13 protein-coding genes, 1 tRNA gene and 2 pseudogenes are annotated in these 19,533 nt (G+C 61.4%); 3 read left to right on the top strand and 13 right to left on the bottom strand.

Features of this window, described 5'->3' with window-relative positions:
* The first annotated feature begins 77 nt into the window (after positions 1-77).
* Positions 78-1,376: a gallate dioxygenase gene (locus tag O987_RS17580; protein WP_003053683.1), complete on the top strand. Its 1,299-nt coding sequence runs from the start codon at positions 78-80 to the stop codon at positions 1,374-1,376.
* A gap of 54 nt (positions 1,377-1,430) precedes the next feature.
* Entirely contained in the window at positions 1,431-2,522 is a 1,092-nt protein-coding gene (locus O987_RS17575) for a porin (protein ID WP_043373795.1), read from the top strand.
* Between the two features lie 497 nt (positions 2,523-3,019).
* Here O987_RS17575 and O987_RS17570 read toward each other — a convergent pair.
* The 7 genes and pseudogenes from O987_RS17570 to prfB form a co-directional block, all read right to left on the bottom strand.
* A pseudogene (locus O987_RS17570) lies at positions 3,020-4,470 on the bottom strand (IS1182 family transposase).
* Between the two features lie 82 nt (positions 4,471-4,552).
* Positions 4,553-5,037: pseudogene (locus tag O987_RS17565) on the bottom strand (thermonuclease family protein).
* A gap of 239 nt (positions 5,038-5,276) precedes the next feature.
* Positions 5,277-5,352 (bottom strand) — tRNA-Thr (locus O987_RS17560).
* A gap of 13 nt (positions 5,353-5,365) precedes the next feature.
* Positions 5,366-6,388 carry a class 1 fructose-bisphosphatase gene (locus tag O987_RS17555; RefSeq protein WP_003053692.1) on the bottom strand — a complete coding sequence of 341 codons (1,023 nt, stop codon included), beginning with the start codon at positions 6,386-6,388 and terminating at the stop codon, positions 5,366-5,368.
* Positions 6,389-6,453: 65 nt separating this feature from the next.
* Positions 6,454-7,434, bottom strand: a complete 981-nt coding sequence (locus tag O987_RS17550) for a hypothetical protein (RefSeq protein WP_235214175.1) — start codon at positions 7,432-7,434, stop codon at positions 6,454-6,456.
* A gap of 11 nt (positions 7,435-7,445) precedes the next feature.
* On the bottom strand, positions 7,446-10,148 hold the full coding sequence (gene pepN, locus O987_RS17545; protein WP_043373789.1) for an aminopeptidase N: 2,703 nt from the start codon (positions 10,146-10,148) through the stop codon (positions 7,446-7,448).
* A gap of 18 nt (positions 10,149-10,166) precedes the next feature.
* Positions 10,167-11,271, bottom strand: a protein-coding gene (gene prfB / locus O987_RS17540) for a peptide chain release factor 2 (RefSeq protein WP_141567813.1) whose coding sequence is annotated in 2 segments (ribosomal slippage) — positions 10,167-11,189 and positions 11,191-11,271 — 1,104 coding nt in all. Because the reading frame shifts where the segments join, the coding sequence is not laid out codon by codon here.
* Positions 11,272-11,566: 295 nt separating this feature from the next.
* On the opposite strand from prfB, the gene O987_RS17535 reads away from it, so the two are divergent.
* Entirely contained in the window at positions 11,567-13,345 is a 1,779-nt protein-coding gene (locus O987_RS17535) for a methyl-accepting chemotaxis protein (protein ID WP_029158392.1), read from the top strand.
* 258 nt (positions 13,346-13,603) lie between these two features.
* Here O987_RS17535 and O987_RS17530 read toward each other — a convergent pair whose 3' ends face one another.
* From O987_RS17530 to thiS, 6 genes are all read right to left on the bottom strand, one after another.
* On the bottom strand, positions 13,604-14,878 hold the full coding sequence (locus O987_RS17530; protein ID WP_003053697.1) for an acyl-CoA dehydrogenase family protein: 1,275 nt from the start codon (positions 14,876-14,878) through the stop codon (positions 13,604-13,606).
* 51 nt (positions 14,879-14,929) lie between these two features.
* Positions 14,930-16,015, bottom strand: coding sequence for a phosphotransferase (locus O987_RS17525; RefSeq protein WP_019042490.1), 1,086 nt, complete (start codon positions 16,013-16,015; stop codon positions 14,930-14,932).
* Between the two features lie 273 nt (positions 16,016-16,288).
* Positions 16,289-17,008, bottom strand: coding sequence for a Crp/Fnr family transcriptional regulator (locus O987_RS17520; protein ID WP_029158393.1), 720 nt, complete (start codon positions 17,006-17,008; stop codon positions 16,289-16,291).
* A gap of 339 nt (positions 17,009-17,347) precedes the next feature.
* Entirely contained in the window at positions 17,348-18,289 is a 942-nt protein-coding gene (gene thiE / locus O987_RS17515) for a thiamine phosphate synthase (RefSeq protein WP_043373784.1), read from the bottom strand.
* Between the two features lie 10 nt (positions 18,290-18,299).
* Entirely contained in the window at positions 18,300-19,103 is an 804-nt protein-coding gene (locus O987_RS17510) for a thiazole synthase (protein ID WP_003053704.1), read from the bottom strand.
* A gap of 135 nt (positions 19,104-19,238) precedes the next feature.
* On the bottom strand, positions 19,239-19,436 hold the full coding sequence (gene thiS / locus O987_RS17505) for a sulfur carrier protein ThiS (protein WP_003053705.1): 198 nt from the start codon (positions 19,434-19,436) through the stop codon (positions 19,239-19,241).
* Between the last annotated feature and the right edge of the window lie 97 nt (positions 19,437-19,533).

The raw sequence follows: 19,533 nt of genomic DNA, 5'->3' as shown, positions 1-19,533 counted from the left end.
GTGATTCGCACGGGCAAGTTATCGCGCCTGCATCCATCGACGAAATACCCTTGTGGCTTCAGGAGGGCCACAAAACCATGGCCAAGATCATTGGCGGCATTGCCGCATCGCACACTCCCACGATTGGTTTTGCCTTTGACCGCGACAAGCGCGAAGACCCTGATTGGGCTCCGATCTTCAAGGCTTTCGAGCCTGTACAAGCTTGGCTGACCGAGAAGCAGCCAGATGTTCTGCTGTTCATCTACAACGATCATGTCACTTCATTTTTCTTCGACCACTACTCGGCGTTCACGCTTGGCGTAGGCGAACAATGGGCCGTTGCGGATGAGGGCGGTGGAGCACGTGAGCTGCCACCTGTTGCAGGACATCCAGGCCTGGCGGCGCACATCGGCCAATCACTGATGAGCGAGGAGTTCGACATGTCGTTTTTCCAGGGTAAGGCCTTGGATCACGGCTGTTTCTCACCACTCTCCGTCATGTGCCCGCATCAACCAGAGTGGCCGGTCAAGCTGGTGCCGCTGCAGATGGGTGTGCTGCAGTTTCCTATTCCCAGTGCACGGCGGTGCTTCAAGCTCGGTCAGGCCTTGCGCCGTGCCATTGAGAGCTATCCCGAGGAGCTTCGCGTTGCCATAGTGGCCACCGGCGGCCTGTCCCACCAAGTACATGGAGAGCGCGCCGGCTTCAACAACCCTGAGTGGGATGCTCGCTTTCTCGATCTACTAGAGAAGGATCCAGAACAACTGGCTGAGATGACGCAGGCCGAGTACGCCACCCTGGGCGGACTGGAAGGTGCCGAAGTCATCATGTGGCTGGCCATGCGTGGTGCTCTGGCGGCCCAGGTCCAGTGTCTGCATCGGAGCTATTACCTGCCGTCGATGACCGGCATAGCCACCGCCATCTATGAGCCAACCGAGAGTGGATTGCCTCAAGCAGCAATGCAGCGCCACCTTTCGCGTATGGCAACGCAACTGGCAGGTGCTGAATCGCTTCAGGGCACGTATCCGTTCAATCTCGAGCGCAGTGTTAAAGCGTTCCGCCTGAACGGTTTTCTACATACGCTGATCGAGCCCGATGCGCGCACAGCGTTCCTGGCCGATGAAGAAGCCTCTTATGAGCGCGCAAACCTCAGCGCTACAGAGCGCGACCTGCTGCGCCGCCGCGATTGGCGCGGACTCATTCATTACGGCGTGATCTTTTTCATGCTGGAAAAGCTGGGCGCCGTCATCGGCGTATCAAACCTGCACATCTACGCGGCAATGCGTGGTCAATCACTACAGGAGTTCCAGAAAACCCGTAATACCCAGGCCCTGTATTCAGTGGCCGGCAATAGCGCCGGCCCATTGGACTGGGATGCAAACGGCCGAAGCGAAGCCTGAGTCTTCGCGGCCAATTTTTTTGTTAGCCACAAAGAGGAAAGAGGAGACATTCGAATGAAACATGTAGCACTCGCTTGCGCGCTGCTGGCCACAGCCTGCGGAGCCGCGCAGGCTCAGACCAACGTGACCATTTACGGCGTACTGGATGCAGGTGTTGAGCATCTGAGCAACGTCGGCGGCAACGGCAGCCTGACCCGTATGCCTGGCCTGGGTGTAAGCGTTCCTTCGCGCCTTGGTTTTCGCGGCACCGAGGATCTGGGCGGCGGGCTCAAGGCAATTTTTACGTTGGAATCTGGCTTCGGCACGGACAGTGGCACTCTCAATCAAGGAGGTCGCTTCTTTGGGCGCCAAGCTTTCGTAGGGTTGTCTGGGGATTGGGGAAGTTTGACGCTTGGCCGTCAATATTCCATGTTGTTCTGGTCGCAGATCGACGCGGACATATTGGGTCCCAACGCTTATGGAGCGGGATCGCTGGATAGTTATCTTCCAAATGCTCGCGTAGATAACTCCATCGCCTATCGCGGCACATTCAATGGCTTGACAGTTGGTGCCACATATAGCTTTGGGCGCGATACCGTCAATGCGAATAGCCCGTCAGGGACCAACTGCGCTGGCGAGAGCGCAACTGACAAGTCGGCTTGCCGCCAATGGTCCGCTATGGTAAAGTATGACGCGCCCACTTGGGGAGCATCTGCTGCCGTAGATGAAATCCGCGGTGGCGCTGGCGCCTTCGCGGGTCTGAACTCTAGTGACAAGAAGGATCGCCGTACAACCGTGGCTGGCTGGGCCGAGTTTGCAGCGCTAAAAGTTGGAGGAGGTGTGATAGCTCGCAGCAATGACGCAACGCCTGCGACACGACGAAGCAACCTTTGGTACTTGGGCGCTTCTTACCCCATCACGCAGGCACTTGTCCTGGATGGCCAAGTCTTCAAGCTCGATTACAAGCATAGTGATAATCAGGCACTGTTGTATGCCGTCCGCGGTACGTATCACTTGTCCAAGCGTACGGCGTTGTTCGCCACGGCGGGTCACATCGCCAATGATGGTACGTTGGCCTTGTCAGTCAGTGGCGCTGCTGCTGGTGGAGGAACCACTGCCGGAGGTTCGCAGACTGGCGTAGCGGTGGGCATTAGGCACTCGTTCTAAGTAGTTGTAAACAGGGGCGTCTGCATAGCATGTAGTTGGGTATTCAACGGCTCCCAGGTTGATGCGTGCGCCCCAATAGGTAAATTTGTAGCGAACTCTTTGCTTGTAATCGCCTTTAAAAGTAGAGCCGTGGCGTCTGGAGTTGGCCGAACTCAAGCAGCTTCATACCGCCTTGTCAGCTGATAGCCTAGAAACTGTCCTTGACCAATCGCCAGCTCTGGTGATCAGACGACCGCTATGCGGCTGCGGCCAACAAGTGACGGGGCCGCTAGGAGCCGCAGCACTCGCTACGCAGCCGGCATTGATCGAGGCTTTGCGGTCGGCTGCTTGGGGTCGAGGCTGTGTGGAAACTCAAAAACTTCATCAGCATCTCAGCCAACGAATCGATAGATTTCCAGCCTTTCATGGTGTCGAAGATTTTTCCAGCCAAGAACAATCTGCCCCCTCCCAATCGGGCATTCAGGCCTTTTTGCTCTAATTTCACCGCGTAAAAAGGCTCATCTGCCCACCAGACGCATCGCGGCCATTGTTCTCTCAAACCCAAGAATGCTAAGCACTCGCTTGAGGTTGTAGGCCAGTACATTCAAGCTCATCTCGGTGCTGACATTGGGCAACCGCTTGGTCAAGAAGTGCGTGTACCCCATCCAGTGCTTGAGCGTGCCGAACACATGCTCCACTGTTCGCCTTCTCACCATCATGGCGTCTGGCATTTGATCTAAACGCTGCTGCGCACGTTCCACAACACCTTCATGCGCCCATCGGCTAATACGTCGGTAATCGCTGGACGTGCACTTGGATTTGATCGCACATTGCGTACACGCGCTGCTCCAGTAGCGCCGCATTTGCAAACCGCCTTCCTCGCGGGTAAAGCGGTAAATGGCACGCTGCCCTGCAGGGCACTGGTATTCATCATCCTTCGGGATCTAGATGAAGTCCGAATGATCGAAGCGTCCTTGGAAGCGAGCGTTGGAGGAATTGGGTTTGGGAAGAATGGCTGCGACGTCAGTGTCTTCACATGCTTTGATCTGCTCGCTGCTGTAGTAGCCTCGATCTGCAATGGCTTGCAGCTTACGTTTGCCCATGGCCCTGCGTGCAGCCAGCGTTATGGAGGCCAAAGCACTTCTGTCATGCCCTTGGTTGATCACTTCATGGGCAACGATCAAGTGATGTTTGGCATCCACTGCCACTTGAACGTTATAGGCCACCATGCCTGAGCCTCGGCCACTGGTGGCCATGGATCTGGCATCAGGGTCTGTCGTTGAAAGTTGCTTGGCTTGTCTGGTTGCTCTTTGAGCTGTTCTTTCACTTCATCGAGAGCCTGCATTTGTTTGCGCAGCATTGTGATCTTGTCTTGGAGCCTGGTGGTCTTGGCTTCCAGTTCCACAGGCTGCGTACGGTCCGCTGTATCCAAAGCGGTCAGATAGCGTTGGATGCTTTCTTCGATCTGCTGTTGGCGCTTGTCGATCTTGCCCATGGTGAAGTTCTTGTCACGGGTGTTGACGGCTTTGAACTTGCTGCCATCAATCGCAACCAGCGCTTGGCTGAATAGCTTCAGATCACGACACAGAACAACAAATCGTCGGCATACATTGCGAATGCCCGAGCCATTGTCTCGGCGGAAGTCAGCGATCGTTTTGAAGTCTGGCGCCAAGCGCCCTGTAAGCCACATCAACTCCACATTGAGCTGCGCTTCACGCTCCAAGCGTCGACTGGATTGGATGCGATTGAGATACCCGTAGATGTAGACCTTGAGTAGTACCGCAGGGTGGTAAGCCGGGCGGCCTGTGGCTGCGGGTGTTGACCCATCAAAGCCCAGTGAGAGCAAGTCCAGTTCTTCAACGAACGCATCGACAATACGCACCGGATTGTCTGCACCCACAAAGTCATCGAGACACTCGGGCAGCAAGGTCACTTGCTCGCGGGTCTGGCCTTCAATGAATCGCTTCATGGGTCACTTCGCTCAAAACGGGTGCTGTGATTTTAATTTTTGAAGCGTGGTCAGCCAAGCGTTTCCACACAGCCTCGGTCGTTTACGGACTTAGGCTTTGTCGAAGCTTGCGTGAGGCCTTGCGCCAATCCCATGGCGCTAATGGCTGCGAATCACGCCAGAGACCCACTTTGTGCGGCGCGGCTTCTTGCTCAGCAAACGCGTATTGCCCGCGCTCCTGCGCTGACTGTTCGCGGGCGTAGGCGCAATACCACCAGGCCATGCCTTGTGTGACCATTGCCAAGCCTGCATCTAGTGTGCGAGGCCCGGCAGGCGATGATGCGGGCGCAACCCAGACAGAGCACACCTGTCGCTTGTAACGGTCTGTCTTGGTGCAGCGCAGCTCGCCCTCTTTCTGAAAGGTCAGCTCGGCCAGTGCCTGCCGGGCGGGCTGCTTGCGCTCAGGGACGTCGATGCCCTGCAGCCTCACTTTGACCTGTTCGTATTGCCCCGGACGCCGCATCGAGCGGTCAGGGTGTCACCGTCTGAAATGCAGACGACAAGGCAGGGCAGGGTGGCTGTGAGCATGGGCTGAGTGTAGCCAAGTATGCCTCTTCCGCTTTGCAGTGTGCGGATGCCGATTTTTGAACTTGCGGGATAGCCGTTTGTTATGGCATTGCCGGAGCAAGGCAAAAAAGCCTGCGATTGCAGGCTTTTTTGTGTTCCTCTTCAGGGCGGCTTTGTGTGGGAGCTGTTTGACGCTGCTTTTTCGCAGCGCCCAATTAGCGCCCACTTTTTGCCTGAAACCCAATGAATTGGTAGTATTTTGGTGCCGGAGACATGAATCGAACACGCGACCTTCTCATTACGAATGAGCTGCTCTACCGACTGAGCTACACCGGCGATAAGCTGCAAATTATAGCGCTTTTTCGTCGGCCTCAAGGTGGTAGCCGGTCACGCGTTCCACTTCGTTCTTGGAGCCGAGGACGACGCTCACACGCTCGTGCAGTTGTGTGGGCTGGATGTCGAGGATGCGCTGGCGGCCGTTGGTAGCCATGCCGCCGGCCTGTTCGACCAGCCAGCTCATGGGGTTGGCTTCGTACATCAGGCGCAGCTTGCCGGCCTTTTGCGGCTCGCGCTTGTCCCAGGGGTACATGAAGATGCCGCCGCGGCACAGGATGCGGTGCACGTCGGCCACCATGGCCGCCACCCAGCGCATATTGAAGTTCTTGCCGCGCGGGCCGTCGGCGCCGGCCAGGCATTCGTCCACATAGCGCTTCACGGGGGCGTCCCAGTGACGCATATTGGACATGTTGATGGCGAATTCCTTGGTGTCTTCGGGGATCTTGACGTTTTCCTCGATGAGCACGAACGAGCCTTGCTCTCGGTCCAGCGTGAACATGGAGACGCCGTCGCCCACGGTCAGCACGAGGGTGGTCTGGGGGCCGTAGATGCAGTAGCCGGCCGCCACTTGCTGGGTGCCGGGCTGCATGAAGTCGCTGTCATGCACGCCGGGGTGGCCTTCGGGCTTCTTGAGCACGCTGAAGATGGTACCGATGGACATGTTGATGTCGATGTTGGACGAGCCGTCCAGGGGATCGAACATCAGCAGGTACTCGCCTTGGGGATAGCGGTTGGGCACCACATAGATGCCTTCCATTTCTTCCGAAGCCATGGCTGCCAGGTGGCCGCCCCACTCATTGGCTTCGATCAGGGTTTCGTTGGCGATGATGTCCAGCTTTTTCTGCACTTCACCCTGCACATTCTCGCTGCCGGCCGTGCCCATGACGTCGCCGAGTTCACCCTTGTTCACGGCAAAGCTGATGCGCTTGCAGGCGCGGGCCACCACTTCCAGCAGCAGACGCAGCTGGCCGGGGATGAGCCCGTCCACGCGTTGCTGCTCGACCAGATAGCGGGTCAGGCTGATGTTTTTCTTCATGTTTCAACTCCTTGAAATTCGATGCAAGTCTGAAATGGACAGAAAACAGGGCAGGGCGTCCGCATTCACGGACGATGCCCCGTGGTGCGCTGCTCCAGTTCCGTCAGCAGCTCCCTGGCGCGGGTTTGCTGCTCGCTGTCTTTCTGGTCTAGCGCGTATTGTTCATAGCGGGCCAGCCATTGGCGGGCCTGCGGTTCCTGCTTTTGCTCATGGGCAAGTACCATGAGCTGGAAATAGCTGTCGTAGACGGAGGCATGGTCTTGTGCCGTTTGCGCAATCTGCAGGCGCTCCTGAAGGTAGGCACCAGCCTGCTTCAGGTCGCCCAGCTCATAGCAATTTTGCGCAATATTGGTGAGCACACCACGTATCTGCTGCAGCTTGCCCATGTCGTTGAGGCGTTCGCGCGCCACGGGCAGCAGCCGCTCATTGGCCTGCCTGGCTTCGCGGAATCGCCCCAACTCATGCAGCAGATAGCCTTCGTCCTCGTAGATGCCGAGAATCTGCATCTGGCTCGGAAAATCCAGAGCCCGTGCGGGTTTCGCGCTTTCATCCCAGCGCATCTCGGCGGGCAGGCCGGCAATCTGCTGCAGCGGGTATTGAGCCTGAAGGGCCTTGACCTGCTTGAGCGCTGCCGCGTGCTGTCCAGCATCCGCCAGCCAGCGGATGCTGGAATAGCGCAGGAAGAACTGTGCATAGGACAGCTCAGGGTCTGTCTGGGGGGCGGGCAAAGCGGTCAGCGCTGTGCTGGCTGCCTTGGCGGCCTCCTTGGACATGCCGCGGCGCGCATAGACGCTGGCCTGTGTGTAGTAGAGCCGGAAGGCGTCGCGAGCAACGACTCCGGGCTTTTTCAACAACGGCTCCAGTGCCTGCAGATCGGCACTCATGGCACGTCCGCTGAAGCTGCCGCCTTCGCTGAAGACGGTGGCGTACAAGGGCGCGAAACGGGTTTGGAATCCTGCATCGGGTTTGGCTGCCGCGCCCAGCGACATGCTCGCCGCAGCGACGGCAAGGGCCTGGAAGCCCCGGGCCGTGCGTCGGGCAAGCATGTGCAGGTCCATCAGTCCGCCAGGGCGCGGGTGATGACCTCGCGCACATCGTTGGACAGATCGGGCTTGGCTGCCACGCGGGCAATGGCTTCGCGGGCTGCAGAGCGGTAGGGCTCGGCCAGTTTTTTCCAGCGGTCCATGACCCGGGCCAGGCGGGAGGCCACCTGGGGGTTGATACCGTCGATCTCGATTACGCGATCGGCCCAGAACACATAGCCCGCCGCATCGGCGCGATGGAAGGCGCCAGCATTGTTGCAGTAGCTGAAGATCAGGCTGCGTGCGCGGTTGGGATTCTTGATCTGGAAGTCGGCATGCTTCATCAGCGCCTTGACGGCCGGAAGCACATCGCCGCCGCGGTCGCTGGCTGCGCCCTGCAGTGCAAACCATTTGTCCAGCACCAGTGCATCCTGCTTGAACAGGGCGTGGAAACGCTGCAACGCCTGCTCGGCCAGGGGGCTGGCGCTGTAGACCAGGGCGGAGAGGGCCGCCATGCGGTCCGTCATATTGCCGGCGTCCTTGCAGCGCTGGTAGGCCTTGCCGGGCCAGACCGTGTCGCCAGTCCGGGCGGCCTGCAGGCACAGCATGGACAGGGCGCGGCCTGCAAGAGCACGGCGGCCGGCGCTGACATGGTCGGGGCGGTAGGCGCCGGTGTCGCGGTTGGCCTCCCAAGCCGCTTCCCACTCGGGCTGCAGGGCACTCGCCAGCTGCAAGATCATGGCTTCGCGCACGGCATGAACGCGCTGCGGATCAACCTCGGCCAGTTGCTCGGCGATATAGCTCTCGGACGGCAGCGTGAGCACCAGGTCCTTGAACGCGGCATCCAGCTTGTCGTCACGCAGCACGCGGCGCATGGCTTCGATGAAGTCTGCCGGCAAGATCTCGGCGTTGGCGTCGCCGCTGGCAGCGATCGCCTTGAGTGCATAGCGCAGGCCCAGGCGCTGGCTGGCTTCCCATTGGTTGAACGGGTCGCTGTCATGGGCCAGCAGGGTCAGCAGATCGGCATCGCTGAATTCATGCTCCAGCACCACGGGGGCACTGAAGCTGCGCAGCAGCGAGGGCACGGGAGCTTCGCTCACATTGCTGAAGACAAAGCGCTGTTCGGCTTCGGTTAGCACCAGCATGCGGCTGGCGACTGCCTGGTCCGCATCCTCGCCTTGCAATTGCAGGGCGATGGGCTGGCCGCTGGCCGTGAGCAGACCCATTTGCACGGGAATGACGAACGGCAGTTTCTCGGCCTGACCCACGGTGGGCGCGCAGCTTTGCGACAGCGTCAGCGTATAGGTCCGGGCGTCGGCATCGTACTGGCCCACGGCCTTGAGCACGGGCGTGCCGGCCTGGCTGTACCAGCGGCGGAACTGCTGCAGATGCAGGGCCAGGGGAGAGTCGGGGTTGGCGTCGGCAATGGCTTGCGAGAAGTCGTCGCAGGTCACGGCTTGGCCGTCATGGCGCTCGAAGTACAGCTTCATGCCCTTGGCAAAGCCTTCGCGGCCGACCAGGTTGTGCTGCATGCGCACGACTTCCGCACCTTTTTCGTAGATCGTGACCGTGTAGAAGTTGTTGATTTCGATATAGCTGTCGGGGCGCACGGGGTGGGCCATGGGGCCGGCATCCTCGGGGAACTGCACGGTGCGCAGCACGCGCACATCGTCGATGCGCTTGACGGCGCGGGCCGAAGCCGTGCCCGCCATGTCCATGCTGAACTCCTGATCGCGGAATACCGTCAGGCCTTCCTTGAGACTCAGCTGGAACCAGTCGCGGCAGGTGACGCGGTCACCGGTCCAGTTATGGAAGTATTCGTGTCCGACGACGGATTCGATATTGGCGTAATCGGTGTCGGTGGCGGTGGCCTGGCTGGCCAGAACATACTTGGTATTGAAGATGTTCAGACCCTTGTTCTCCATGGCGCCCATGTTGAAGTCGCTGGTGGCGACGATCATGAAGCGGTCCAGATCCAGGCTCAGGCCAAAGCGGGCCTCGTCCCATGCAACGGAGTGCATGAGGGAGTTCATGGCGTGCTCGGTCTTTTCGAGGTCGCCGGGGCGCACATAGACCTGCAGCAGGTGATCGCGGCCGGCACGGCTCTTGATCTTCTGCTCGCGGGCCACCAGATTGCCGGCCACCAGTGCAAACAGATAGCTGGGCTTCTTGTGCGGATCGACCCACTTGGCAAAGTGGCGGCCGTCCTCCAGATCGCCGGACTCCACCAGATTGCCGTTGGACAGCAGCACCGGGTACTGGGCCTTGCTGGCGCGCAGCGTGACGGTGTACATGGCCATCACGTCAGGGCGGTCCAGGAAGTAGGTGATGCGGCGGAAACCTTCTGCCTCGCACTGCGTGAAGAACGTGTCCTCGCTCACATACAAGCCCATGAGCTTGGTGTTCTTGATGGGGGCGCAGGTGGTGAAGATCTCCAGCTCCACGGGCTCGTTGCCCTCGGGCAGGTTCTCCAGCACCAGCTGGTCGCCATCCATCTTGAAGGAGGTACCACCGCCGTTGACCATCACCCGCGCCAGATTCAGCTCGTCACCGTCCAGGCGCAGCGCCTGTGCCGGCACCTCGGGGTTGCGGCGCACGCGCATCTTGCTGAGCACGCGCGTCTTGGCCGGGTCCAGGTCAAAAGTCAGGTCCACCGTGTCGATCCACCAGGCCGGGGCCTCGTAGTCGGCACGATAAATCGCGGTGGCCGGGGCTTGCCCGTCACGCAGTTGCAGCATATCGATTCCTTTCTAGGATCAGAGGCCTTGCTTGAGCGAGGCTTCGATAAACACGTCCAGGTCGCCGTCCAGCACCTTCTGGGTGGCCGAGACTTCAACGTTGGTGCGCAAGTCCTTGATGCGGCTGTTGTCCAGCACATAGGAGCGGATCTGGTGACCCCAGCCCACATCGGTCTTGGTGTCCTCGAGCTTTTGCTGCTCTTCCATGCGCTTGCGCATCTCGAAGTCGTACAGCCTGGAGCGCAGGCGCTGCCATGCCACGTCACGGTTGCTGTGCTGCGAGCGGCCGTCCTGGCACTGCACCACGATGCCCGTGGGGATGTGGGTCAGGCGCACGGCCGAGTCAGTCTTGTTGATGTGCTGACCGCCGGCGCCCGAGGCGCGGTAGGTGTCGGTGCGCACGTCCGACGGATTGATGTTGATCTCGATGGAGTCATCGATCTCGGGATAGACGAACAGCGAGGAAAAGCTGGTGTGACGGCCGCCCGAGCTGTCGAAGGGCGACTTGCGCACCAGGCGGTGAACGCCGGTTTCGGTGCGCAGCAGGCCATAGGCATACTCGCCTTCGACCTTGATGGTGGCGCTCTTGATGCCGGCTACGTCGCCCGGAGTCTCTTCTTCGACCGTGGCCTTGAAGCCCTTGCGTTCGGCGTACTTCAGGTACTGGCGCAGCAGCATGCTGGCCCAGTCGCAGGCCTCGGTGCCGCCGGCGCCGGCCTGGATGTCGATGAAGCAGTTGAGCGGGTCGGCTTCGCCGCCGAACATGCGGCGGAACTCGAGCTCCTCGATCAGCGGCTTGAGCTTGGCGGTTTCGGCTTCGATGGTCTCGAGGCCGGCATCATCGCCTTCTTCCTTGCTCATCTCGAACAGCTCGACGTTGTCGGCCAACTCGGTGGTGAGCTTCTCCAGCGTCAGCACGACGGAGTCGAGCGACTTCTTTTCCTTGCCCAGCTCCTGCGCCTTCTTGGGGTCGTTCCAGACGGCCGGGTCTTCCAGCGAGGCGTTTACCGTGCGCAGACGTTCGTACTTGGCATCGTAGTCAAAGATACCTCCGGAGATCTGCCGTGCGCTCGGACAGATCTTGGAGGGTGTTGCCGATAGAGTTGACGCGTTCTGCTTCCATGGTGAATCCGTTGTTCTTGCTGATAAATAACGGGTGATTTTCTCATGCCAAACGGCTGTGGGGATGCAATGGCCTTTGACAGGGCTTTTGCGTGCGTCATCGGGGTGTCTTTTTGATCCCCGCTATGTCCCTGATACCCCCATCGGTTTTATTCATGGATGCCGTTACTCGAGGTAACAAATACTGCATAGAATTCGCAGGCGCGCGCAGTGTGCACGCGCTTTTCTGACCGTTCTTCCTACTTCCCATCTCGCAGGTGCCAGACCTTCCAGGTCGCCCAGGCCCCCCATCCCCCATGAACTTCTTTCGCAACCTCAAGCTGGCCAACAAGCTGCTGGTGTCTTTTGTGCTGATCCTGCTGATCAGCGCGGTATCGGGTCTGTACGGCCTGGTACAGATGGAGCGTGTCAATGCCACGGCCACCGATCTGGCGCGCCAGTGGCTGCCGGCGGCGCGCAACCTGCAGGACATGCGCTATCAGCTGCAGCGCTATCGCTCGCAGACCATGCAGCATGTGATGGCGCAGTCGTCCGAGGAAATGGCGGTGTATGACAAGAGCATGCCCAAGCTCTGGGACGAACTGGTCCAGAACCAGCAGTCCTATGCCAAGTATGTGAAGACCGACAAGGAGCGGGCACTGCTGGCCGAGATCGGCGAGGATCTCAAGGCCTATGCCGTGCAGACGGCCAAGGTGGTGGATCTGTCCCATCAGTTGCTCAACGATGACGCCAGCGAGATTTTGCGCGGCGAGTCGCTGAAGATCAGCCGCGGCATCAACACCCGTCTGGATGCGCTCAGCGAGATCAACTACCAGGCCACCGAGGAAACCAACCAGGCGGGCGACGACCTGTATGCCGCTGCCCGCTGGTGGGTGATGGCGCTGCTGCTGGGCTCCATCGCCATCGGCGTGGCGCTGGCAGTGCTGATCGCGCGCTCCATCTCGCTTCCGCTGCAGTCGGCAGTGCAGTTGGCGCAGTCCGTGGCCGCAGGCGATCTGAGCGCCAGCATCACCGTGCAAAGCCGCGATGAAGTGGGCCAGCTGCTGCAGGCGCTCAAGGGCATGAACACAAGCCTGCAGCGCATCGTGGGCCAGGTGCGCCAGGGCACGGACTCGATCGCCTCGGCCAGCAGCCAGATTGCCAGCGGCAACCAGGATCTGTCCTCGCGCACCGAAGAGCAGGCCAGCTCGCTGGAGCAGACGGCGGCCTCGATGGAAGAGCTGACCGCCACCGTGCAGCAAAATGCCGGCAACGCCCAGCAGGCCAACCAGATGGCCTCTGCCGCATCGCAGGTGGCCGTGCGCGGCGGTGCCACCGTGGCCCAGGTGGTGCAGACCATGTCGGCCATCAACGAGTCCTCGCGCAAGATCGTGGACATCATCGGCGTGATCGACTCCATCGCCTTCCAGACCAATATTCTGGCGCTGAACGCAGCGGTGGAAGCGGCCCGTGCGGGCGACCAGGGCCGCGGCTTTGCCGTAGTGGCCTCCGAAGTGCGCACCCTGGCCCAGCGCTCGGCCGAGGCGGCCAAGCAGATCAAGCAGCTGATCGACGACTCCGTGAGCAAGGTGCAGGAAGGCAGCACCCAGGTCGACGAGGCCGGCAAGACCATGGACGAGATCGTGATGAGCGTGCGCCGTGTCACCGACATCATGGGTGAGATCTCGGTGGCCAGCCACCAGCAGACCTCGGGCATCGAGCAGGTCAACCAGGCCGTGACGCAGATGGATCAGATGACCCAGCAGAACGCCGCCCTGGTGGAGGAGGCCGCAGCCGCGACCGACGCACTGCGCGGCCAGGCCGCCGCGCTGGCCGAGACGGTGAGCTTCTTCAAGCTCGGCGCCCAGTCCGGCCTGCAGGCCGCGCCGGCCATGGCGCCAGCCACGTTCAAGCCCGCGCCTGCCAGGGCCGCCATCAAGGTCTCGGCTCCGGTCAGGGCCCAGTCGACTGCGCTCAAGCGCCCCGTGATGTCGGCGGCGAGCAAGCCGCCGGTCCTGAGCTCGGCGAAAAGCGCAGCAGCGCCCCAGCCGCAAAAAGCCGCAACGGCAGACGATGGAGAGTGGGAGAGCTTCTAAGCACGGTACGGGCATGCGGTGCCGGTCCCGGTGCTGCTAGCCATGCTGCTATTGATTAAGAAGCATTTATCGCACGTATTCATTGAGTTTCAAGATGTTTTATATCTGAAATCGTTTGATGCAGGGAGATATAAGCTTCTTTATTGATAGCGAATAGCAAGTCTGCCTTCGAAACAAGAACACCCCGCAGCCGTGGCTGACGGGGTGTTTTTGTTTCCGGGGAGCAGCAGCGGCGCGATGTGCTACCGCTGTCCCGCATCAGCCGCCGCGCGTGATGGGCACTTCGGCGTTCTTGCCGTAGCTGCCGTATTTGCCCAGCTCCCACTTGGCAATCGCGTTGCGGTGCACCTCGTCGGGGCCGTCGGCAAAGCGCAGCGTGCGGGCTGCGGCATAGGCATAGGCCAGCGGGAAGTCGTCGCACATGCCGCCGCCACCGTGGACCTGCATCGCCCAGTCGATGACCTGGCAGGCCATGCTGGGGGCGACGACCTTGATCATGGCGATCTCGGTCCTGGCCACCTTGTTGCCGGCCACATCCATCAGCCAGGCGGCCTTGAGCGTGAGCAGGCGCGCCATGTCGATCTTGCAGCGCGCTTCGGCAATGCGCTCCTGCGTCACGGTCTGCTGGGCCACGCTCTTGCCGAAGGCCACGCGGCTGCTGGCGCGCTTGCACATCAGCTCCAGCGCGCGCTCGGCCAGGCCGATCAGTCGCATGCAGTGGTGAATGCGGCCCGGGCCCAGGCGGCCCTGGGCGATCTCGAAGCCGCGCCCTTCGCCCAGCAAGATATTGCCGACGGGAACGCGCACGTTCTCGAAATACATCTCCATGTGGCCGTGGGGCGCATCGTCATAGCCCATCACGTTCAGCGGACGCGCGATGCGGATGCCCTTGGCATCGGCCGGGATGATGATCATGCTCTGCTGCGAATGCTTGGCCGCTTCGGGGTCGGTCTTGCCCATGGTGATGAAGACCTGGCAGCGTGGATCGCCGGCACCCGAGATCCACCACTTGTGGCCGTTGATCACGTATTCGTCGCCCTGGCGCTCGATGCGCGTGCAGATGTTGGTGGCGTCGGAGGAGGCGACTTCGGGCTCGGTCATGGCGAAGGCCGAGCGGATCTTGCCTTCCAGCAAGGGCTTGAGCCAGCGCTCCTTGAGTTCGGCACTGCCGTAGCGGGCAATGGTCTCCATATTGCCGGTGTCAGGCGCGGAGCAGTTGAAGACTTCGGAAGCCCATGGCACGCGGCCCATGATTTCGGCCAGCGGTGCGTATTCCTGGTTGGTCAGGCCCGCGCCGTGGTAGCCCGAGGCCTCGGCGCTGTCCACGGGCAGGAACAGATTCCACAGGCCTGCGGCCTGGGCCTTGGGCTTGAGCTTTTCGATGGTTTGCAGCGGCGTCCAGCGTTTGCCGGCGGCCGTGTTGGCCTGCATCTCCTCGGCATATTCCTTTTCCGCCGGGTAGATGTGTTCTTCCATGAACTTGAGCAGGCGCTGCTGCAGGTCCTTGGTTTTGGGCGAGTAGTCGAAGTCCATGAGTGCTCCTTTTGTTGTGGGACGGGCTGATTGCGTGGTGGTGGATGAAAGTCAGGCGCGCTGAGCGAAGGACCAAGCCAGCTCGGCCATGGGGCGGGCGGTGTCGCCCGAGGCCTTGGCCTGGGCGCTGGAGGCCGTGCCGGCCTCGACACGTTTGGCAATGCCTTGCAGGATGGCCGCGATGCGGAACATGTTGTAGGCCAGGTAGAAGTTCCAGTCGCGCTGCAGCGTGGCCACATCGGCAATGCCGGTGCGCTGGCAGTAGCGCTGCATGTAATCGTGCTCGGCGGGGATGCCCAGGCCCGCGATGTCCAGGCCCGCGATGCCGCGGCCCAGCTCGGCCGGGATATGCCAGCTCATGCAGTGGTAGCTGAAATCGGCCAGCGGGTGACCCAGCGTGGACAGCTCCCAGTCCAGCACGGCGATCACGCGCGGCTCTGTGGGGTGGAACATCAGGTTGTCCAGGCGGTAGTCGCCATGCACGATGGAGACGCGGCCCTCGTCGCGCGCACTGGCCGGCATATGGGCGGGCAGCCACTCCATCAGCTTGTCCATCTCGGGGATGGGCTGGGTCACGGAGGCCACATACTGCTTGCTCCAGCGACCGATCTGGCGCTCGAAGTAATTGCCGCTCTTGCCGTAGTCGGCCAGACCGCGCTCGGCAAACTTCACGCTGTGCAGGGCCGCGATCACGCGGTTCATCTCGTCGTAGATTGCTGCGCGTTCGGCGGGCGTCATGCCGGGCAGGGACTGGTCCCAGAGCACACGGCCTTCCATGAATTCCATGATGTAGAAGGCGCGGCCGATGACGGACTCGTCTTCGCACAGCGCATACATATGCGGCACGGGCACATCGGTGCCGGCCAGGCCTTTCATCACGCGGTACTCGCGCTCGATCGCATGCGCAGAGGGCAGCAGCTTGGCCACGGGCCCGGGCTTGGCACGCATCACATAGCTTTTGCCGGGCGTGATCAGCTTGTAGGTGGGGTTGGACTGGCCGCCCTTGAACATCTCCACCTGCAGCGGACCTTCAAAGCCCTGGACATGCCCGCTCATCCAGGCACCCATGGCATCGGTGTCAAAAGCATGCTGATCGGAAACCGCGCGGGTGCCGACGAAATGGTCATAAGTGCTCATGCTGTCTCAGTCCTGTGTTCGATTTGTGATGCGCAAGGCGCAGCCCGCCACCCTGCGCCGAAGGCGCAGCGAGCGAATGCGTGAAAGGGGAGAGTTGCCGCAGAACGCGGCAATGAAGCGAGAAACGAAGGTGAAAACTGGCGCGATCCCAGCCAGAGATGCCGAGCAAGAGCCGCCTCGCGGCGATGGCATCGTCCCCCTCCCGCAAGCGCAGCGAAGCGAGAGAGGGGGAAGCGGCGGGGGCGCCCCCGGCAAAGCCGCTCAGGGGGTGAATCAGTGGTCGGTGTCGGCAATACGCAGCAGCGTCACCCGGTCGCGCACGATGAGGCCACCCGGCTCGATGCGAATGACTTCCTCGCGCTCCATGGACTTGAGCTCCTGGTTGACCCGCTGACGCGAGGCACCCAGCAACTGCGCCAGCTCTTCCTGCGCCAGATGCAGGCCGATGCGGATCTCGTTGCTGTCCGACAGGCTCATCACGCCATAGCTGCGCGTCAGGTGCAGCAGTTGCTTGGCCAGGCGCGCGCGCAGCGGCAAGGTATTGAGATCTTCCACCAGACCGTAGAGCTGGCGCACACGGCGCGCATTGAGGCGCAGGATCGCCTCGGAAAACTCCACATGTTCGGCCAGAATGCGCCTGAAGTCTGCCTTGGTCAGGCACAGCAGCGTGGTCTCGCCATGTGCATAGGCGTCGTGTGTGCGCTTGTCGCCATCCAGAATCGCCACATCCCCGAACCAGATGCCCGGCTCCACATAGGTCAGCGTGATCTGCTTGCCCGTGATGGAGGTGGAGCTGACCCGCACCGCGCCACGCGCACAGGCAATCCACTCCTCGGGCGGTTCGCCGCGAGCGCAGATGAGCATGCCATCTTTGTATCGTTTGACGTAAGCGCATCGAAGAATGTCGTGCCGCAAAGAGGGCGAAAGGGATGAAAACCAGCGACCAGAGTTGATCGCCTCACGTTCTTCCATACTAAGAATTGGCTCGTCCATGTTCTGTCTTATGCGTGACTGGTAACCGCCCCATTGTCGCGTGTGGGACCGGCCATGCCGAAGCTGATGGACTCAGGGTTGTCACCTGTGTGTCCGCTTTTACGGCGAAGAGGGCTTGCGCCAATCAAGAAAACCCAGCAGCCATGCGGCCTGTGCAGCGGGGCTCCAGAAAAAAAGCCCGCTGGCTGCGGGCATTTTTTCTGGTCGTTTCCGGTGTTTTCTGTGCCAGTCAGGTCTGGCGCGGCGGGAGTTTTGAGTCTCTCAATGAAAATAGCCGCCGGCGCCTGTGTATCAAGCGCCGGCGGCTATTGAATGGGAAGCCGATGCGCTTCGATGCGCTCAGGCCGCAGCCTGCATGCGCTGCAGCAGATGCTGGGCTGCTGCTTCTGGGTCGGGGGCGTTGACCAGGGCACGTACCACGGCCACCGAGCCCACGCCCGTGGCGCGCACGGCGGGGAACAGGTCTTCGGAAATACCGCCAATCGCCACCAGCGGGTACTGCTGCATCAGTCGCACGTAGGCCGCCAGACGAGCCAGGCCTTGCGGGGCCGTCGCCATCTTCTTGAGCGTGGTCGGGAACACCGCTCCCAGGGCGATATAGCTGGGCTGGACAGCATGGGCGCGCACCATCTCGGCGTAGCCATGGGTAGAGACGCCCAAGCGTGTGCCCGAGGTGCGGATGGTCTCCAGATCGCGCTGGCCGATGACGTCCAGATCTTCCTGACCCACATGGATGCCGTAGGCGCCTGCGTCCAGCGCGGCCTGCCAGTGGTCGTTGATGAAAAGGCGTGCGTGCGTGCCCTTGACGGCTTCAACAGCCGCCTTGACCTCACGGGCCACGGCGGCCTGGTCGCCGGATTTGAAGCGCAGCTGCACCGTGGGCACGCCAGCACGGGCCATGCGGCCCACCCATTCGGCCGTGGGCAGCACGCCATACAGGCCCAGCTCGCGCGGGCAATGGGCAAAAGCCTGGGCCGGGTCGGCCTTGCCGAGACCGAAGTCGCGTGGGTCGTCAGGCCAGTGGGTGGCATCGAAGTGATTGTTGCGCTCGCTCTGGCACTGCCAGGCCTGGGCCAGAGTCTGCGCATCCACGGCGATAAAGCCCAGCTGGCTGCAGGCCTCCAGCGCGGCCAGATAGGCGGGTTCCTGGCGCAGTGCGGGCGGCACGGGCTGTGGCGTCAGCTCGACCGAGTTGGCATCATGGTGCAGCTGGGCGCCAAAGTTGGCACTGTGCTGGTGGACGATGGCTTGCGCCAGAGCCTTGATTTCTGCGGAGTCCATGGGCCGACCTTTATTCCTGATGCCAGAAAGGGGTGCCCAGCACGGGAGTGCTGGGCTGGGCGGCATTTTGCTCTGCCATGGCGCCAGCGCGCCAGGCGGCGTGACCGGCATTGACGGCATCGGTGAATGCGCCGGCCATGGCCACGGGGTCTTCGGACAGTGCCACGGCGGTGTTCAGCAGCACGGCGTCATAGCCCCACTCCATCACGGTGCAGGCGTGGGAGGGACGGCCCAGGCCGGCATCGACGATCAGCGGCACCTTCAGGCGCTCGCGCAGCATCTGCATGGCATAGGGGTTGATGGGGCCGCGGCCGGTGCCGATGGGCGCGGCCCAGGGCATGACGGCCTGGCAGCCGACGTCGACAAGCTTTTGGCACAGCACCAGGTCGTAGGTGGTGTAGGGCAGGACCTGGAAGCCGTCCTTGATGAGGATGGAAGCCGCTTCCACCAGATTGAGCGTGTCGGGCTGCAGCGTGTAGTCGTCACCGATCAGCTCCAGCTTGATCCAGGGTGTGTCGAAGACTTCACGCGCCATCTGGGCCGTGGTCACCGCCTCCTGGATGGTCATGCAGCCTGCCGTGTTGGGCAGCACGGGCACGTTGAGCTTGCGCAGCAGCTCCCAGAAGCTGGCACCGGTCTCGGCGGCATTGCTGCCCTGGCGGCGCAGCGAGGCCGTGACCATGGCGGGCCTGGAGCGCTCCACGGCCGCTTCGAGAATCGCGGGCGAGGGATAGCGCGAGGTGCCCAGCAGCAAGCGGCTTTCAAAACGCTGGCCGTAGAGAACCAGGGCGTCGTCGTTAGTTTTTGTATTCATGATTGGTCTTTATCTTTGATCAGCAAGCCATTGCACAGGCACGACCCAAGTGAGAGACACCCAGCAAGAGCCGCCTCGCAGCGCAGGTGTCGCCCCCCTTGGGGGAAGGCGCGTAGCGACTCAGGGGGATTCATCTCATCCGCCGGTGACGGGAGAGATGACTTCCATCCTGTCGCCCTCGTTGAGTGCATGGGCGGCATATTGGGTCTTGGGCACAAACACCGTGTTGACCGCCACGGCAAACGGGGGCTTGGCCTGCATCTGCGCCAGCGCATCGGCCACGGTGGCATGGGCTGGCAGCTCGGCGGCTTGCTGGTTGAGAGTGATCTTCATGGCATGAAACGGAAAATAAAGCGGGTGCTAAGTTAAACCTCTGCACGGCGGCGCTTGCGTGCGCCAGGGGTGCAAGTGCTGTGCGTCAAAGTTCGGG

This window comes from Comamonas testosteroni TK102 (genome assembly GCF_000739375.1).
GTDB classification, from domain to species: Bacteria; Pseudomonadota; Gammaproteobacteria; order Burkholderiales; family Burkholderiaceae_C; genus Comamonas; species Comamonas brasiliensis.
This window is presented reverse-complemented; position numbering and strand designations above follow the sequence as displayed.

Bases quoted from the DNA above. Each gene is read 5' to 3' on its own strand.
- O987_RS17580 (WP_003053683.1), top strand. From the start codon at position 78: ATGGCCAAGATCATTGGCGGCATTGCCGCATCGCACACTCCCACGATT.
- O987_RS17575 (WP_043373795.1), top strand. From the start codon at position 1,431: ATGAAACATGTAGCACTCGCTTGCGCGCTGCTGGCCACAGCCTGCGGA.
- O987_RS17555 (WP_003053692.1), bottom strand. From the start codon at position 6,388: ATGAAGAAAAACATCAGCCTGACCCGCTATCTGGTCGAGCAGCAACGC.
- O987_RS17550 (WP_235214175.1), bottom strand. From the start codon at position 7,434: ATGCTTGCCCGACGCACGGCCCGGGGCTTCCAGGCCCTTGCCGTCGCT.
- pepN (WP_043373789.1), bottom strand. From the start codon at position 10,148: ATGCTGCAACTGCGTGACGGGCAAGCCCCGGCCACCGCGATTTATCGT.
- O987_RS17535 (WP_029158392.1), top strand. From the start codon at position 11,567: ATGAACTTCTTTCGCAACCTCAAGCTGGCCAACAAGCTGCTGGTGTCT.
- O987_RS17530 (WP_003053697.1), bottom strand. From the start codon at position 14,878: ATGGACTTCGACTACTCGCCCAAAACCAAGGACCTGCAGCAGCGCCTG.
- O987_RS17525 (WP_019042490.1), bottom strand. From the start codon at position 16,015: ATGAGCACTTATGACCATTTCGTCGGCACCCGCGCGGTTTCCGATCAG.
- O987_RS17520 (WP_029158393.1), bottom strand. From the start codon at position 17,008: ATGGACGAGCCAATTCTTAGTATGGAAGAACGTGAGGCGATCAACTCT.
- thiE (WP_043373784.1), bottom strand. From the start codon at position 18,289: ATGGACTCCGCAGAAATCAAGGCTCTGGCGCAAGCCATCGTCCACCAG.
- O987_RS17510 (WP_003053704.1), bottom strand. From the start codon at position 19,103: ATGAATACAAAAACTAACGACGACGCCCTGGTTCTCTACGGCCAGCGT.
- thiS (WP_003053705.1), bottom strand. From the start codon at position 19,436: ATGAAGATCACTCTCAACCAGCAAGCCGCCGAGCTGCCAGCCCATGCC.